The sequence below is a fragment of the Stenotrophomonas sp. 89682_Sma genome (genome assembly GCF_056481405.1).
The window spans coordinates 696,305-712,569 of the sequence record NZ_CM151147.1 but is presented as its reverse complement, the minus strand read 5'-3'; the positions used below and the strand labels follow the sequence as shown (position 1 = coordinate 712,569).

19 protein-coding genes and 1 riboswitch are annotated in these 16,265 nt (G+C 66.1%); of the genes, 7 read left to right on the top strand and 12 right to left on the bottom strand.

Going from position 1 to position 16,265, the window contains the following annotated elements; genetic code table 11:
- Window positions 1-74: 74 nt before the first annotated feature.
- Window positions 75-590: a fimbrial protein gene (locus ACZK29_RS03180; RefSeq protein WP_012479142.1), complete on the top strand. Its 516-nt coding sequence runs from the start codon at window positions 75-77 to the stop codon at window positions 588-590.
- Between the two features lie 56 nt (window positions 591-646).
- A complete protein-coding gene (locus tag ACZK29_RS03175; protein WP_111205186.1) occupies window positions 647-1,369 on the top strand; it encodes a fimbrial biogenesis chaperone in 723 nt (240 codons plus the stop codon).
- Window positions 1,370-1,482: 113 nt separating this feature from the next.
- Here the strand turns inward: ACZK29_RS03175 and thiL are convergent, their stop codons facing one another.
- From thiL to ACZK29_RS03150, 5 genes are all read right to left on the bottom strand, one after another.
- Complete coding sequence (gene thiL, locus ACZK29_RS03170; RefSeq protein WP_080334762.1) at window positions 1,483-2,445, bottom strand: thiamine-phosphate kinase; 963 nt, start codon at window positions 2,443-2,445, stop codon at window positions 1,483-1,485.
- A gap of 201 nt (window positions 2,446-2,646) precedes the next feature.
- Window positions 2,647-3,126: a transcription antitermination factor NusB gene (gene nusB / locus ACZK29_RS03165; protein WP_012479139.1), complete on the bottom strand. Its 480-nt coding sequence runs from the start codon at window positions 3,124-3,126 to the stop codon at window positions 2,647-2,649.
- On the bottom strand, window positions 3,123-3,590 hold the full coding sequence (ribH, locus tag ACZK29_RS03160) for a 6,7-dimethyl-8-ribityllumazine synthase (RefSeq protein WP_012479138.1): 468 nt from the start codon (window positions 3,588-3,590) through the stop codon (window positions 3,123-3,125). The genes nusB and ribH overlap by 4 nt, the downstream gene beginning before the upstream one ends.
- A gap of 147 nt (window positions 3,591-3,737) precedes the next feature.
- Window positions 3,738-4,838: a 3,4-dihydroxy-2-butanone-4-phosphate synthase gene (gene ribB, locus ACZK29_RS03155; RefSeq protein ID WP_099472890.1), complete on the bottom strand. Its 1,101-nt coding sequence runs from the start codon at window positions 4,836-4,838 to the stop codon at window positions 3,738-3,740.
- Window positions 4,835-5,461 carry a riboflavin synthase gene (locus ACZK29_RS03150; RefSeq protein WP_459047857.1) on the bottom strand — a complete coding sequence of 209 codons (627 nt, stop codon included), beginning with the start codon at window positions 5,459-5,461 and terminating at the stop codon, window positions 4,835-4,837. The genes ribB and ACZK29_RS03150 overlap by 4 nt, the downstream gene beginning before the upstream one ends.
- Window positions 5,462-5,535: 74 nt before the next feature.
- A riboswitch (FMN riboswitch) is annotated at window positions 5,536-5,681 on the bottom strand.
- Window positions 5,682-5,868: 187 nt separating this feature from the next.
- On the opposite strand from ACZK29_RS03150, the gene ACZK29_RS03145 reads away from it, so the two are divergent.
- From ACZK29_RS03145 to ACZK29_RS03130, 4 genes are all read left to right on the top strand, one after another.
- Window positions 5,869-6,489, top strand: a complete 621-nt coding sequence (locus tag ACZK29_RS03145; RefSeq protein ID WP_049397405.1) for a hypothetical protein — start codon at window positions 5,869-5,871, stop codon at window positions 6,487-6,489.
- Between the two features lie 153 nt (window positions 6,490-6,642).
- Window positions 6,643-7,524 carry a hypothetical protein gene (locus ACZK29_RS03140; RefSeq protein WP_478446663.1) on the top strand — a complete coding sequence of 294 codons (882 nt, stop codon included), beginning with the start codon at window positions 6,643-6,645 and terminating at the stop codon, window positions 7,522-7,524.
- A 129-nt stretch (window positions 7,525-7,653) separates the two neighbouring features.
- On the top strand, window positions 7,654-8,565 hold the full coding sequence (locus ACZK29_RS03135) for a hypothetical protein (protein ID WP_478446662.1): 912 nt from the start codon (window positions 7,654-7,656) through the stop codon (window positions 8,563-8,565).
- 55 nt (window positions 8,566-8,620) lie between these two features.
- A complete protein-coding gene (locus ACZK29_RS03130) occupies window positions 8,621-9,034 on the top strand; it encodes a hypothetical protein (protein ID WP_223846467.1) in 414 nt (137 codons plus the stop codon).
- A gap of 25 nt (window positions 9,035-9,059) precedes the next feature.
- On the opposite strand, the gene ribD is transcribed toward ACZK29_RS03130, so the two are convergent.
- The 7 genes from ribD to ACZK29_RS03095 form a co-directional block, all read right to left on the bottom strand.
- The gene (gene ribD / locus ACZK29_RS03125; RefSeq protein WP_049397401.1) at window positions 9,060-10,145 is read right to left on the bottom strand and encodes a bifunctional diaminohydroxyphosphoribosylaminopyrimidine deaminase/5-amino-6-(5-phosphoribosylamino)uracil reductase RibD; all 1,086 of its coding nucleotides are present in this window, start codon (window positions 10,143-10,145) and stop codon (window positions 9,060-9,062) included.
- A gap of 118 nt (window positions 10,146-10,263) precedes the next feature.
- Window positions 10,264-10,785 (bottom strand): transcriptional regulator NrdR, encoded by a 522-nt coding sequence (gene nrdR / locus ACZK29_RS03120; RefSeq protein WP_049397400.1) that lies wholly within the window; start codon window positions 10,783-10,785, stop codon window positions 10,264-10,266.
- A gap of 150 nt (window positions 10,786-10,935) precedes the next feature.
- Window positions 10,936-11,385: a hypothetical protein gene (locus ACZK29_RS03115; protein WP_049397456.1), complete on the bottom strand. Its 450-nt coding sequence runs from the start codon at window positions 11,383-11,385 to the stop codon at window positions 10,936-10,938.
- Between the two features lie 27 nt (window positions 11,386-11,412).
- Window positions 11,413-11,829: a hypothetical protein gene (locus tag ACZK29_RS03110; RefSeq protein ID WP_111205182.1), complete on the bottom strand. Its 417-nt coding sequence runs from the start codon at window positions 11,827-11,829 to the stop codon at window positions 11,413-11,415.
- A gap of 6 nt (window positions 11,830-11,835) precedes the next feature.
- Entirely contained in the window at window positions 11,836-12,309 is a 474-nt protein-coding gene (locus tag ACZK29_RS03105; protein WP_049397397.1) for a hypothetical protein, read from the bottom strand.
- Window positions 12,310-12,375: 66 nt separating this feature from the next.
- On the bottom strand, window positions 12,376-13,629 hold the full coding sequence (glyA, locus tag ACZK29_RS03100) for a serine hydroxymethyltransferase (protein WP_010481990.1): 1,254 nt from the start codon (window positions 13,627-13,629) through the stop codon (window positions 12,376-12,378).
- 188 nt (window positions 13,630-13,817) lie between these two features.
- The gene (locus tag ACZK29_RS03095; protein ID WP_033834700.1) at window positions 13,818-14,291 is read right to left on the bottom strand and encodes an RcnB family protein; all 474 of its coding nucleotides are present in this window, start codon (window positions 14,289-14,291) and stop codon (window positions 13,818-13,820) included.
- Window positions 14,292-14,544: 253 nt separating this feature from the next.
- Here ACZK29_RS03095 and ettA point away from each other — a divergent pair, with 253 nt between their 5' ends.
- A complete protein-coding gene (ettA, locus tag ACZK29_RS03090) occupies window positions 14,545-16,209 on the top strand; it encodes an energy-dependent translational throttle protein EttA (RefSeq protein ID WP_010481992.1) in 1,665 nt (554 codons plus the stop codon).
- Window positions 16,210-16,265 lie beyond the last annotated feature (56 nt).

Below are 16,265 nucleotides of genomic sequence, written 5' to 3'. Positions count from 1 at the left end.
ACGACACCCGGACAGACTCCCGCCAACCCACGACATCGCTGTCGTGCAGGATTCCATTGCAGAGAGAACAGTCCATGCCCCTTCAAACACAACTGCTGTGCGGGGCCTTCCTGGCCCTGACGATTCCCTCCCTGGCCCACGCCGAGCGCCTGGAAATCACCGGATCGCTGGAAACGTCCACCTGTACGGTCGGCACGACCGGTGGCGCGATCACCGTGCCGATGGGCAAGGTTGATCTTGTCTCGGTGAACGCGGCAACACGTGCAGGCCAGAAGAACTTCACCATCAACCTTGACTGCAGCGGCTCCGGTGCCGCGCAGAAGGTTGGCGTCCGCTTCGGTGGTACGCAGCATGACAGCACCGGCAATCTCGCCCTGACAGCGGCCTCGACAGCACGCAACGTAGGGGTTGCGCTGTATGACGCGGACGACAATCACCAGCGCATCGGTGATGACCCGACGCAGTGGCTGACGATTGCCGCCGGTGGCAGTGGACAGCTGACGTATAGCGCCTGGTACGCATCGCCCTCACAGAATGCGCAGGCCGGGCAGGCCAACGCATCCGGTGACTTCGTCGTTCTCTACGACTGACTTCCGTGGCAGCCTGGCCGGATGCGCCAGGCTGTCGTCGTCCAGCGAGGCGCCGCATGAAATTCTCATCCCTTTCAGGGCTGTCCGCGTTGCTGGCTGCCCTATTCGCCCTTCCCGGCCACGCCGCCGTGACACTGCAGGGAACCCGCATCGTGCACGATGCCGCCAAGGGCCGCGATGTCACAGTGAAAGCGAGCAACGTCGGCGAGCAGCCTGCCATGACCCAGGTCTGGATCGACGATGGCGACAGCCACGCACGACCGGAAGATGTACGCACGCCCTTCCGGCTGACGCCGGCCGAACCGCGCCTGCTGCTGTCACAGCATGCCCAGGCATTTCGCATCACCTATGCACCGCGCCCCTCGGATCCGCCGGTGCCCATGGATCGCGAGTCGGTGTTCTACTTCAATCTGCTGGACATACCGCCCAAGCCTTCCGGAACCGCAGACCGCAACCTGCTTCAGTTCGCAGTGCGCACGCGGGTGAAACTGTTCCATCGCCCGGCAGGGCTGCCGGGCAATGCGCGCGATGCGGCAGCTGCCCTGCTGTGGTCCGGCGATGGCGATGGCCTGCAGGTGCGTAACCCAAGCGCGTACCACGTGTCGCTGAGTTCGTTGACGCTTGCCGACGGCCGCAGCGTCGAGGTGGACATGATCGCGCCGGGAGCACAGGTACGCTATGCACTGCCGGATGGCGCAGTCATCCCAGCGTCAGTGTCATTCACATGGCTGGATGACTACGGCACACCTCGCGATGCGGAAGCCCGCGTTGAGCGGTAGACCCGTGTCGCTGATGCAGAGCCGAGCTTGCGCCCACCTTTCATGTATTGCGTAGAAGCAGCCGAGCATGACTCGGCTCTACAGGATACGAATCGTGTGCAGACCTTTGCGGGTCACGCGAAGTGCTGGTAGCCGCCGTCGGCGGCCTCGCCATCCACGTGCACGCCTTGCCCTTCGGCAATGCGGCCGATGCGGGTGAGCGGCAGGTCCAGCGATTCGGCCAGGTAGTGCAGTGCGTCGCGCTGGTCGGCGGCGGCGGTGAAGCACAGTTCGTAGTCGTCGCCACCGCGCAGTGCGCAGTCGCGTGCATCGTCGCGGCCGAGCAGCTCACGCAGCGCGTGCGAGATCGGCAGCGAATCGGCATCCACATGCGCGGCTACGTTGCTGCGTGCGGCGATGTGGCCCAGGTCGGCCAGCAGGCCGTCTGACACGTCCACCGCCGCATGCGCGAACGCACGCAGGCGCAGGCCGAGGGTGACGCGCGGCGTCGGCCGCAGCAGGCGCAGACGCAGGCTCTCGTAGTCGGCCAGCAACGTGGCGGTGGCCAGGTTCAGCGCGCCCTGCTGCCACAGGCGCAGCGCACCGGCGGCATCGCCCAGCGTGCCACTGACCCAGATGTCGTCGCCCACCTGCGCGCGGTCGCGGCGCAATGCCTGGCCACGGCCGACCTGTCCCATCGCAGTAACCGACAGCGACAGCGGGCCACGCGTGGTATCGCCACCAATCAGTGCGATGTCATGCTGGTCGGCGAGGGCGAAGAAGCCATCGGCGAAGGCCTCGATCCAGTCTTCAGAGGCTTCCGGCAGGGACAGCGCCAGCGTGCACCACGCCGGGCGCGCGCCCATCGCGGCGAGGTCCGACAGGTTGACCGCCAAGGTCTTCCAGCCAATGTCGAAGGCCCGGGTTTCCACCGGGAAATGCACACCGCTGTTGAGCGTGTCGGCGGTGACCACCAGCTGTTCGTTGGCCCGCGGCTGCAGCAGCGCAGCGTCATCGCCGATGCCGAGCAGGATGTCGTCGCGCTCGAGGGTGCGGGCGCGGATACGGTCTATGAGGGCGAATTCGGCCAGGGACATGGGGCGTTCCGGCGGGTTGCATGGATGGGCGGCGGGCGCGGATGCCGACCAGGTGAACCGGCTGGGGGGGTAGAGTCGACTGTCAGTCGACTGCTCTCCGGTCCGACACTACGACTGCTGATCGAAAGGCAGTCGACTGACAGTCGACTCTACCGAAGCAGATTCCCGCGCCGTTCAATGAACGATGCGGGACGCAGCGGGTCAGTGACCCGATTCGACCTTGCGCCATTCCACGGCGGCACGATCCAGCACGCCGTTGACGTAGGTGTGGCCATGTTCGGAACCAAAGCGCTTGGCCGATTCGATGGCTTCGTTGATCACCACGCGGTACGGCACGTCCAGGCGATAACGCAGCTCGTAGCCGGCCAGGCGCAGCACCGCGCGCTCGATCGCGTCCACTTCCTCGATGCCACGGTCCAGGTACGGGCCGAGGGCTTCGTCAATATCACGACGGTTGTCGAGCACACCGTGCAGCAGCGCCTCGAAATACGCCAGGTCGGCGATTTCACGGGCCTGCTCGTGGGCGAACTGGGCGATCAGCGACTGGGCGTTGCCGCCAGAGATCTGCCAGGCGTAGATGGCCTGCACGGCGCGACGGCGTGCGCGCGAGCGCAGCACCGGGTCGACGCCATCGCGGCGGACGGGTTTACCGGAGGGCTTGCCCTGGGTGTTCTTGTTCATGGCAGCTGCTCCAGAAGGTTGACCATTTCCAATGCGGCGAGTGCGACTTCCTCGCCCTTGTTGCCGTGGCTGCCGCCTGCGCGGGCCTCGGCGTCTTCAACGCGTTCCACCGCCAGCACGCCGTTCAGCACCGGCACGCCGAAGTCCAGCTGCACGCGCATCAGGCCTTCGGCGCAGCGGTCGGCCACGTGTTCGTAGTGGCGGGTGTCGCCACGGATCACGCAGCCCAGGGTGAGGATGGCGGCGTGTTCATGGGCGGCGGCCAGGCGCGCGGCCACCAGCGGCAGCTCCCAGGCACCCGGCACGCGGATCACGTCGATGTTGGCTTCGGCGATGCCGTTGCCGGCCAGGCTCTGGCGGGCGCCGGCGACCAGCGTATCGGTGATGCGGGCGTTCCAGCGGCTGGCCAGGATGGCGAAGCGCGCCGATTCGGGAGTGCGAAGATCGCCTTCGTAGTGGCTCATATGCGGCTTGGGGGATTCGATTAAGGGGTAATTCTAGCGTGGATGGGCCCCAGGGCGCCCGTGGGTAGTGCCGGCCGCTGGCCGGCAACCCGGGGAACATGGTTGCCGGCCAGCGGCCGGCACTACCGATCCCACGTGCGGTGGAGCTTACGGGGTGACCGTCTCCACCACTTCCAGGCCGTAGCCGGCCAGGCCGATCTGTCGGCGCGGGGTGCCCAGCACGCGCAGCTTGCCCAGGCCCAGGTCGGACAGGATCTGCGCGCCGGCACCGTTGCGGCGCCACTGGCTCACGTCCTTGTCCTTGCCCGGCACCACCGGCGCCGGCTGCTGGCGCAGGCGGGCGAGCAGGGCCTCGCCATCGCGCGGGGCCTGCAGCACCACCATCACGCCAGCGCCTTCGGCATCGATCGCGCGCAGGGCATCGGTGGCAGCCACGCCGAAATCGTCACGGCGCCAGTGCAGCAGGTCGGCCAGCGGGTTTTCCACCTGCACGCGCACCAGGGTCGGGGTATCGGCATCCGGCGTGCCACGGACCAGCGCGAAATGCAGGTCGTGGGCGATGCGGTCGCGGTAGGTGACCAGCTTGAAGCGGCCGAATTCGGTGTCGATCTCGCGCTCGTCCACGCGTTCAACGGTCTTTTCGGTGGCCAGGCGGTAGGCGATCAGATCGGCGATGGAGCCCATCTTCAGCCCGTGCTCGCGCGCGAACACTTCCAGTTCCGGGCGGCGCGCCATGCTGCCGTCCGGGTTCAGGATCTCCACCAGCACGCCGGCCGGCTCCAGCCCAGCCAGCATGGCCATGTCCACCGCGGCTTCGGTGTGGCCGGCGCGGGTCAGCACGCCGCCCGGCTGGGCAATCAGCGGGAAGATGTGGCCCGGCTGATGCAGGTCCGACGGCTTGGCGTTGGGCTTCACCGCGGTACGGATGGTATGGGCGCGGTCGTGCGCCGAGATTCCGGTGGTGACGCCCTCGGCGGCCTCGATGCTGACCGTGAAGTTGGTCTGGAACTGCGCGGTATTGGCCTGCACCATCGGCGCCAGGCCCAGATCGGCGGCGCGGGTACGGTTCAGCGGCAGGCACACCAGGCCACGCCCGTGGGTGACCATGAAGTTGATGTCGCTGGCCTTGACCAGCTCGGCGGCCATGATCAGGTCGCCTTCGTTCTCGCGGTCCTCGTCATCGACGATGACCACCATGCGGCCCAGGCGGATGTCTTCCAGGATTTCCGGAATAGGGGCGAAATTCATGCTGCATCTCCTTGCGGGTGCTGACCGTTGGCCGGCACGCTGATCAGGCGCTCGACATAGCGGGCGACCAGATCGATTTCAAGATTGACCGCGCTGCCCACGCCAGCGGCGGAGAACGCGGTGTTGGCCACGGTGTGCGGGATGAGGGCGACTTCGAAGCCTTCATCGTCCACTTCGTTGACGGTCAGGCTGACCCCATCCACGCAGATCGAGCCCTTCTTGGCGATGTAGCGGCGCAGCGAGGCCGGCGCGGCGAAGCGCCAGCGCTGGGCACGCGCGTCTTTGTGGATGGACAGCACCTGGCCGAGACCATCGACGTGGCCGCTGACCAGATGGCCGCCGAGACGATCGGTCGGGCGCATGGCGCGTTCGAGGTTGATGACCGCACCCTCGCCGAGCTGGCCCAGCGTGGTCAGGCCCAGGGTCTCGGTGGAGGCATCGGCCTGGAAGCTGCTGACGTCGAATGCGATGACGGTGAGGCAGACACCGTTGATGGCGATGCTCTCGCCCATCTGCACGTTGTCGAACGGCAGATTCCCGACATTGAAGGTGAAGCGGACATCGCCGCCGATGGGTTCGCGAGCGGCCAGACGGCCGACGCCTTCGATGATTCCAGTAAACAAGAAACGTTCTCCGCAGGATGTGAGCGAAAAACGCCGCAAGGCAAACAGGCGCACGCAGGGCATTCGCCCTGTGGCACCGTCTTCTTTCATCCGGACTATGACCGTCGGCTCCGGCATTGGACCGGATCTGCTGACCCCCGGCCGTGGGCCGGGGCGCTCGCGGGCTCGTGCTTGCGCACCTACCGCCGGTGGGGAATTGCACCCCGCCCTGAAGACGTTTGTGTACCGGCGAACCGGCCTGGCCAGTGTACCAGCCCGGGCTGAACGGGGTCGGATGCCACAGCTGTGACGGCCGTCGCTCGCAATTTGTAAAACTTTCATTAAAATCCTGCCCTGGACGACATGATGTCGCCACGGGCAGCCGCAAGGGCAGGCCCGCCAATGGACTGAAATTCACAGGAATTCCCATGCGCAAGATCCTGATCGTGGCCGCCCTGCTGGCCGCCGCCCCGTTCACTGCGTCGGCCGACGCCCTGAGCTACACCTACGTTGAAGGTGGCTGGACGCAGGTCAAGGTTGACGACAACGCACTGGACGACCCGAAGGTCGACGGCGGCTACCTGCGTGGTTCGGTCGCGCTGGCCGAACAGGTCTACGTGTTCGGCGGCTGGTCGCGTACCAGCAAGACCCGCCATTACGGCGAAGATTCGCTGAAGCTGGAACTCAACCAGCCGGAGCTGGGCATTGGTTACCACATGCCGTGGTCCGATCGCGTGGACTTCACCGCCGATGCCGCCTGGGTGCGTCAGAACGCCGAATCGACCCTGCGCTATGACGGCGTGCGTTACCACGGCAAGGACCACACCAACCTGGGCCGCGTCACCATGGGTATCCGCGGCAAGCCGTCGCGCATGACCGAAGCCTGGGCCAAGGCCGGCTACATGGATGGCGGCAACAACTTCAAGGGCACCTGGGTTGGCACGGTCGGCGGCCAGATCAACTTCACCAGGACCTGGGGCCTGGTGGGCGAGATCTCCGGCTACCGCGACGTCACCCAGTACTCGGTTGGCGTGCGCGCCAGCTTCTGATCCAACGATCGCTTCTCGTCGAGCGATCGAACGGGCCCCGCAAGGGGCCCGTTTTTTTGGCCGGTGTGCAGCCACCATGTGACCGCTGGTCGCCATCGAAAGTACTGCTGGATGCGCTAGGCTTGCGCGCCTCTGGAAAAGGAAAACACCGTCATGAAGACCTTCACCCGTACCCTGCTGGCCAGCGCCCTGCTGTGCGCCCCGCTGATGGCCGGCGCCGCATCGGCCCAGCTGACCCCCGAGCAGGCCTTCGACCTGTACGCGCGCACCCTGCTGGAAGACGACGCGGCTGCTACCCGCACGCTCAACGATGCGCTGAAACCCGCCTTTGAAGGCCAGGACGCGGTGACCCCGACCCCGGGCGCACTGGCCAAGGCCCTGGCCGAACCGTGGCAGACCGTGCTGGCCAGCGCCGGTGACAAGACCGGCGCTGCGGCCACTGAAGCGCTGTACGCCAAGGCCCTGCGCGATTCAAAGTGCCGCGCGACCAAGAGCGTGATCGAAGACAACGAATACGTTGAAGACCAGAAGCTGGCGCGCATCAGCTTCAGCTGCCAGGTGCCCGACCTGGGCAAGGTGCGCCCGCTGTTCGCCGCCAGCCTGGCCGCCGATGCCAGCCCGGCCTCGCGCAAGCAGTTCACCGATGCCTATACCCAGGCACTGCAGAGTGGCGCGCGCGTGCCGGTCAGCGGCACCTTCACCCTGTACCCGGCCAAGGACAATGGCTACTGGTACAGCGGCAACTTCGATGATCTGGTAGGCACCGTGGCCGGTGCACTGGCACCGTTCGAAGACTGGATGCAGGACGTGCAGGCCGCCAGCGCACCGAAGGTGACCGGCGTACCGGGCTGCGACCTGCTGCAGCAGCACCGCGCCTGCGTGGCGAAGATCGCGCCGGACCAGATCAGCGGCGTGGATGCGATGGCCGAGGAACTGAAAACAAAGGCGCAGGTGCAGTCGGCCGAAGCGATGACGCAGGAGTGCAAGGCACTGCGCCCGATCGCCGAGATGATGTGGACCGACGAGTGCAGGTGAGGGCGCAGGGGCCGAACGCAGCCACATTGGCGATATCCGGCTCGACCCCGGCCGCAGGTTCGGACGAGTTGCATGGACAGGCCTGGGGGCGGGGGGCATTCTCCCCCGCCCCGTCCCGATGGAATCACCGTGCACCGCCCTCTTCTCTGCCTGCTTGCCCTGGGCATGCACCTGCCTTTGGCAACTGCCCGCGACAGAACCCCGGAAGACGTCGTTTCCCAGCATCTGCAGGCCATGCATGAACGCAACGACTTCGCACTGCAGATGCTTGTCCAGAAGCAGCAGGCCGACCAGACCGGTGCAACCAGTGATCTCTTCAATGCTCCGCCCATGGCGGAGTTGCTGGCGACCTGGACGAGGAACATCGAGCGCCATGTCGATCCGATCGACGGCGTGGATTCGCCACATCTTGTCTGGGCGCTGCAGGTTCTGGCCAACAGCCGATGCAAGCCCTACCGAAGCGAGGCATGGCACAGTCTGACCGAAGGCATGCAGGTTGCCGACGTGCACTTCAGCTGCCGCGTGGGCGATGTCGAGCGTCTTCGGTACCTGTCCGAGGCTACGGTCTTCGATGGCGGTGAGCAGAGCGAGCAGCGCTTCTGGAGAGCCTATATCGAGACGTTGCGCGACGGCCCCTTCCACGAGATCGTTGGCACCACGCGCGTGGTATCGACCACTCGCGAACCCGCCTGGCACAGCGAGAAGTCGAGGCATCCGAATGAAGACTTCCCCTCCGGCCGCGTCGAACATGACATATACGTGGTTCTGACCGAAGCACTGATCGCACAGCCGCGCCACCTGGACCGCGCGGGCACGCGTGACGCCATCGCACAGATGACAGGCATCGTCGAGTGTGACGACCTGCTGCAACAGCATCGCCGCTGCATGGCACGCATTGCGCCGCAGGAACTGAAGGGGGTGAGTGACCTGGCCACTACCCTGAGCAAGCGGCGACAGCAGATTCCCGAGGCGGAGCTGCTGCAGCAATGCATGGCCTTGCGGCCCGCAATGCAGGCACTCTGGACGCATGAGTGCCACTAGGCCGCGAACAGCCGAACGCACTTTCAGAACCGTTGCATGGCCCATTGCGGTGTGCATGGTCAATGCTGTTGCTCTCTTCCACCGGGGCAACCGCATGAAACATCGTACAGGGTCGACCACGGTCATGCTGCTGGCGCTGATGGTGTGTGGGCAGGCCGAAGCGCACAGGCCCAAGACCTTCATCATCCGCCCATCGGTTGCCTTCGAGTCGAACCAGCTACGCGACAGGGACATCGATGCACAGCTGAGCGAAGACGACGACTGCCGTGCATTCCTGATATACCACGATGAATGTGCGCCGACGGTATTGCCGGACGAGTACGACGACGGCATCAGCCGGCGCAGGCTGCGGTCGAAGTCAACGCAACTGACGGGGGAAGCGCTCGGTGCCTACTGCCGGGACCTGCACATGCTGTGGAAGCAGCAATGGGCAGAGCAGTGCCCCGCCGACGAGGACGAGGGCACCTGACGACACAGGAGATGCCGTCATTCCCTCACGGGCGCAACAACAGTCTGATGTCCTCGCCCACCTGGCGCTGGTCAACCACACGCAGGCGGCGCTGCTGGTCCATTGCATCGATGCCGAGGCCGGCCAGCAGCGGGCGTCCGTTATCGCCCAGCAACGTGGGGGCCTGGTACAGCAGCAGCTCGTCCACCCAGCCGCCGCGCAGCAGCGCACCGGCCAGCGTCGCGCCGGCTTCTGTATGCACTTCGTTGATGCCGCGCTCGGCCAGCAGCGCCAGCACCGCGCCCAGGTCCAGCCGCCCTTCAACGCAGGGCACGCTGGCGAATTCGGCGTCGGCCGCATCCGGTGCACTCACCGCTGCATCGTGCAGGTACAGCGTCGGTGCCCCGCCCTCGCGCACACGGCTGCACTCCAGTGAGCGCAGGCGCGAATCCAGCACCACGCGCAGTGGCGGCATCACCTCGGTATCGGCCAGGCGCGCGGTCAGCATCGGGTCGTCGGCCAGCACGGTATCGGCGCCGGTCAGGATCGCACCTGCGCGCGCGCGCCAGTGCTGCACGTCTTCGCGCGCGGCCGGGCCGGTGATCCACTTGGAGCTGCCATCGGCCATCGCGGTGCGACCGTCGACGCTGGCCGCCAGCTTCACCCGCAGCCACGGCCGGTTGCGCTCCACGCGCGATAGGAAGCCCTTGTTGAGCTCACGCGCCTGCGTCGCCATCAGTCCTTCGGCAACCTCGATGCCGGCATTGCGCAGCAGATCGAAGCCACCACCATCGACCTTCGGGAACGGATCGCGCATCGCGGCAACGACGCGCGACACGCCCGCTTCGATCAAGGCCAGCGCACACGGCGGTGTGCGCCCGTAGTGCGCACAAGGCTCCAGGGTGACGTAGGCGGTGGCACCACGCGCCTCGCTTCCGGCCTCGCGCAGGGCGAACACTTCAGCATGCGGACCGCCGGCGCGCTGATGCCAGCCCTGCCCGACCACGCGTTCGCCGTGGGCGATGACGCAACCGACCATCGGGTTGGGGCGGGTGGTATAGGCAGCACGCTCGGCCAGGCGCAGTGCGTTGGCCATGTGCAGGTGGTCGAGGACGGAGAACGGGATGCTCATGCCACCATGGTACCGCCGCCGGCGTAGATCCATGCCATCAGTGCCAACCAAGGTTGGCACCCACCAGAGCAACGGCCATTGTGCCAACCAAAGTTGGCACCCACCAAGGCAGAAGCGGTCAGCCCTTCTTCTTCTTGGTCAGGGCAATCACGTCGCCCAGCAGCTGCAGCTGTTCGGTACTGGACGGCAGGTCACGTTCCAGCTTCTCGATCTCCTCGCGGAAATCGGCAACGTCCTCGAAGCTGCGATAGACCGAAGCAAACCGCACATAGCCGACATGATCGAGCTTGCGCAGTTCGTTCATGACGAACTCGCCGACCTTGATCGAAGGCACTTCACGCTCGCCGCTGATGCGCAGCTGGTGAACCACCGCCCGCACCGCCGCTTCGATCTTGTCTTCGGCCACCGCACGCTTCTGCAGTGCGCGGTCGAAACCCGCGCGGACCTTGCGCTGGTCGAAGGCTTCGCGGGTGCCATCGCTCTTGATGATCGCCGGCAGCTTCAGTTCAACCGTTTCCATGGTGCTGAAGCGCTCGCCGCAGGCTTCGCATTCACGCCGACGGCGGATCGTCGCGCCGTCTTCGGAGACGCGCGAGTCGATGACCCGGGTATCGGCATGTTGGCAGAAGGGGCAATGCATGGAACGCCTGGCTCAGGGGGCAACCTAGATGCCACGGTCATGGCAGCGTCGCAAAGGTACCTGAGAAAGGGTCCAGCAGCAAATGCTGCCTGCGCGGAAGTGCCTGCGCGAAAGCCGGAATGGGCGCCTGATGCGCTCTTGGGCCGCCACTCAGCCGGCCGGGCCGGACGCCGGAGTATTCCCGCCCCAGCGCAACCACAACAGGTGCGCGGCCAGCACCAGCAGCAGTGGGCCAAACCCGAGAAAGCCCAAGGTCGAGATCTCCCCTTCCTTGAAGGTGAAATACAGCGTGGCGGCGACGACACCCAGCGCGGCCAGTATTCCCAGCACCAGGCCAATCCATGCGACCACCGGCGCCTGATGCAGGCCTGCGCGACCACGCCACAGGAAGAGGCCGCTCAGCCACATCCAGGACAGCAGGCCGAGCACTCCGGCCGATGACCAGAGCAGCAACAGCGAGTGCTCATCGCCAGTCAGATACTTGCCATCCAGCACGACCATCAACCCCAATACTGCCCCGGTGCCTCCTGCCGCCGCGGTGGGCAGGCCCACCAGCAGGCCTGCTATCCCCATCCATCGTTTGTGCTGCTGCTCATCCATGCGTTCCATTCCCTTTGATTGGCCGCGTCAGGCGCGGCGCTTGAGCCACACCAGCATGGCGGCCGGTACCAGCATCGACGGCCCCAGCAGCAGTAGTTCCAACGCGGCGCCCCCCTGCTGGAAGCCGAACCATGCGGTCATCCAGAGAACCGGCAGCGCTGCCAGCCCACCGGCCAGCAGCAGCCACCACCAGATCGCGCGCACCTGCAGGCCGGCCCGGCCCTGCAGCAGGTAGCCGGCGCTGAGCCACAGCCAGGCCAGGCAACCCGCCACGCCGGCCAGGCCCCACAGCAGTGGCACCAGATCGGGGGAGCGGTTGCCGCCGAAGGATTGCAGGCCAACAACCAGGAACATCACCGCGACCGCGCCGCCCATCGCCAGGCCGGGCAGGCCGAGCAGTACCGCCAACGCGGCATACAGGTACTTGAGGCGGCGCTCATCCATGCGCGGTTACTCCGATGCCCGCGCTCGTACGGGCGGCACATCCACGGTATCGGCACGCGCACGCAGCAACATCAGCATGCCGGTGGGCACCAGCAGCGACGGCCCTGCGAAGAGACCGCTCACCACCGCCGGGCCCAACCCGGAGAAGGTATATATCGCCAATCCCAGCAACGGCAGGCCCGCCAGCACGCCCATGCCCAGCAACCACCACCAGCGTGGCGAGGCCGTGCGCAGGCCCTGCAGTCCATCACGCAACCAGATGACGCTGAGCGCGACCCAGGCCACCAGGCCGGCAAGCGCGGCCGTTCCCCAGACGCACATGACGGCAGCGAACCACAGCTTGTCAGCATCCAGCGAGACCAGGCCGATCACCCCCATGACCAGGGCGATGCAGGCACCGACGCCGCCCGCGAAAAGGCTGGGCAGGCCGAACAGCGCGGCCAGCACCACGTACAGATACTTGAGGCGGCGCTCATCCATGCGCGGTTGCTCCAATACCGGGGTCAGAGCCCTTCCCTGCGGGAAGGGATCCGACCCCTGTTTCGATCAGCCGTAGACCGGGTACTTGCGGCACTGCGCGCTGACGGCGTCGCGCACGCGGGCGATGACAGCGTCGTCGTTCGGTGCATCAAGCACGTCGGCGATCCAGTTGGCCAGGTCCACGCAGTCCTGTTCGACGTAGCCACGGGTGGTCACCGCCGGGGTGCCCAGGCGCAGGCCCGAGGTCACGAACGGCGAGCGCGGGTCGTTCGGCACCGAGTTCTTGTTGACGGTGATGTGGGCCTTGCCCAGCGCGGCCTCCGCGTCCTTGCCGGACACGTCCTTGCCGATCATGTCGACCAGCATCAGGTGGTTCTGGGTACCACCGGAGACGATCTTGTAGCCGCGCGCGATCAGCGTGTTGGCCATCGCCTGGGCGTTCTTCACCACCTGCTGCTGATAGGCCTTGAAGCCCGGTTCCAGCGCTTCCTTGAAGGCCACGGCCTTGCCGGCGATGACGTGCATCAGCGGACCACCCTGGATGCCCGGGAACACGATCGACTGCAGCTTCTTGACCAGGTCTTCGTCGGCGCCCTTGGCGACGATGATGCCGCCACGCGGGCCGCGCAGGGTCTTGTGGGTGGTCGAGGTGACCACGTGAGCATGTTCCAGCGGGCTCGGGTAGACGCCGGCGGCGACCAGGCCGGCGACGTGCGCCATGTCCACGAACAGGTAGGCACCGACCTTGTCGGCGATGGCACGGAAGCGCGCCCAGTCGATCACCTGCGAGTAGGCCGAGAAACCAGCCACGACCATCTTCGGCTTGTGCTCCAGGGCCAGGCGCTCGACTTCGTCGTAATCGATCAGGCCCTGGTCGTTCACGCCGTACTGCACGGCGTTGAACAGCTTGCCCGAGGCATTCACCTTGGCACCGTGGGTGAGGTGGCCGCCGTGGGCCAGGCTCATGCCAAGGATGGTGTCGCCCGGCTGCAGCAGCGCGAAGTACACGGCCTGGTTGGCCTGCGAACCGCTGTGCGGCTGCACGTTGGCATAGTCCGCACCGAACAGCTGCTTCAGGCGGTCGATCGCCAGCTGCTCGGCGATGTCCACGTATTCGCAGCCGCCGTAGTAGCGCTTGCCCGGGTAGCCTTCGGCGTACTTGTTGGTCAGCTGGCTGCCCTGGGCTTCCATCACCGCCGGGCTGGTGTAGTTCTCGCTGGCGATCAGCTCGACGTGGTCTTCCTGGCGCTGGGTTTCAGCGGCGATGGCCTTGGCCAGTTCGGGATCGTAGGATTCGATGCGGACGTCACGCGGGAACATCGGGTACTCCAGCAGGCAGGGAAAAGGGGGTACGGCTCAGCCCTCGATTGTAGCCCCGCACCGGCCCGCTGGGGCCGAAACAGACGGGGCCGGCATCCCCGAAGGAATCCGGCCCCGTATGGTTTCGATTGATGTCGTGGGGTCAGAGCCCTTTCCGTTGGAAAGGGATCCGACCCCAGCCGCGCCCCTCAGCGGCTGCTGAGTACGTACTGGGCGATCACACCGGTCGCGATGGCGACCAGCAGCATGTTGCCGCGATCATCGCGGATCCACTGGTGGCCGTACGGCGGGCGGCGCAGGTTGTAGCGCGGGTAGTCGTTCACCACGTAGATCGGGCCACGGTAGTAGTCGCGGTAGCGGTGGCCGACCTTCCAGCCGTAGCCGGGGCCATAGGCAGGGCGATAGACCACCCGCGGCGGTGCCGGACGGTAGTAGCGGTCATGGTCGCGGTGCCAGTCGCGGCGGTCGCGCTCCCAGTCGCGCCGGGCCTCGCGGCGGTCGCGCTCCCAGTCACGGCGGTCCTGGCGCCACTCACGGCGATCCTCCCGCCATTCACGGCGGTCGTGGTCGCGGCGATGGTCGTTGTCGGCGAAGGCCGGGGCCACGGCGCCCAGTGCCAGCACAGAGGCCACGGCACTGGCCATTACTCGATTGATGCGCATGTCAGACCTCTGCTTGGGTGGGTGGTGAGCCCATATTGCGCAACCGATCTGAACCGTTTCCGGCTGGAAACGCTTCCCGCTGCAGGACTCTGACCGAGTATTCAGGCGATAGCCAGCCCGGCGGCGCATCCCGGGAGCGGCCCGGAACCGGTTCCGGCTATAATTGGTGGTATTCCATTTCAGTCTGTGCCCGCTGCCGCAACGGGATGTTCCCGTGACGGGTCGGGCGCAGGGCCGCGCCTACGGAGACCGCATGTCCTCGCAATACATCTACACCATGAACCGCGTGTCCAAGGTGGTCCCGCCCAAGCGGCAGATCATCAAGGACATCTCGCTGTCCTTCTTCCCGGGCGCGAAGATCGGCCTGCTGGGCCTGAACGGCGCCGGCAAGTCCACCGTGCTGAAGATCATGGCCGGCGTGGATACCGATTTCGAGGGCGAAGCCCGCCCGCAGCCCGGCATCAAGGTCGGCTACCTGGCGCAGGAACCGGAGCTGGACCCGACCAAGACCGTGCGTGAAGCGGTCGAGGAAGGCGTGGGCGAAGTGCTGCAGGCACAGGCCGCGCTGGAAGCGGTGTACGCCGCCTACGCCGAGGAAGGTGCCGACTTCGACGCACTGGCCAAGGAACAGGAGCGCCTGGAGGCGATCCTCGCCGCTGGCGACGCGCACACGCTGGAAAACCAGCTGGACGTGGCCGCCGATGCGCTGCGCCTGCCGCCGTGGGATGCCGTGGTCGGCAAGCTGTCCGGCGGTGAGAAGCGCCGCGTGGCGCTGTGCCGCCTGCTGCTGCAGAAGCCGGACATGCTGCTGCTCGACGAACCGACCAACCACCTCGACGCCGAGTCGGTGGAATGGCTGGAGCAGTTCCTGGCGCGCTACACCGGCACCGTGGTGGCCGTTACCCACGATCGCTACTTCCTGGACAACGCCGCCGAGTGGATCCTGGAACTGGACCGCGGCCGCGGCATTCCGTGGAAGGGCAACTACACCGACTGGCTGACCCAGAAGGACGAGCGCCTGAAGCAGGAAGACAACCAGGAAAAGGCTCGCCAGAAGGCGATCCAGAAGGAACTGGAGTGGTCGCGCCAGAACGCCAAGGGCGGCCGCACCAAGGGCAAGGCCCGTCTGGCCCGCCTGGAAGAGCTGCAGTCGGTCGATTACCAGAAGCGCAACGAGACCAATGAAATCTTCATCCCGCCGGGCGAGCGCCTGGGCAATGCGGTGATGGAGTTCAAGAACGTCTCCAAGAAGTTCGGCGACCGCCTGCTGTTCGACAACCTGAGCTTCCTGGTGCCGGCCGGCGCCATCGTCGGCATCATCGGCCCGAACGGTGCCGGTAAGTCGACCCTGTTCAAGATGATCACCGGCCAGGAAAAGCCGGACACCGGCGAGATCGTGGTCGGCCCGACCGTGAAGCTGTCCTACGTGGACCAGAGCCGCGACGCGCTGGAAGGCAACCACAACGTCTTCCAGGAAATCGCCGGCGGCCTGGACATCCTCAACATCAACGGCATCGAGATCCAGTCGCGCGCCTACATCGGCCGCTTCAACTTCAAGGGCCAGGACCAGCAGAAGATGGTCGGTTCGCTGTCCGGTGGTGAGCGTGGCCGCCTGCACATGGCAAAGACCCTGCTGCAGGGTGGCAACGTGCTGCTGCTCGACGAACCGTCCAACGACCTGGACATCGAAACCCTGCGTGCGCTGGAAGATGCGCTGCTGGAGTTCCCGGGCAACACCTTCGTCATTTCGCATGACCGCTGGTTCCTGGATCGCATCGCGACCCACATCCTGGCGTTCGAAGGCGACTCGCACGTGGAGTTCTTCCAGGGCAACTACCGCGAGTACGAAGAAGACAAGCGCCGCCGCATGGGCGACGACGCGGCGCCGAAGCGCCTGCGCTTCAAGGCGCTGAAGTAAGGCAACCGGAAAGGCCGCGCTCGCGCGGCCTTTCTCCTTTTGCAATGTGTACCGAC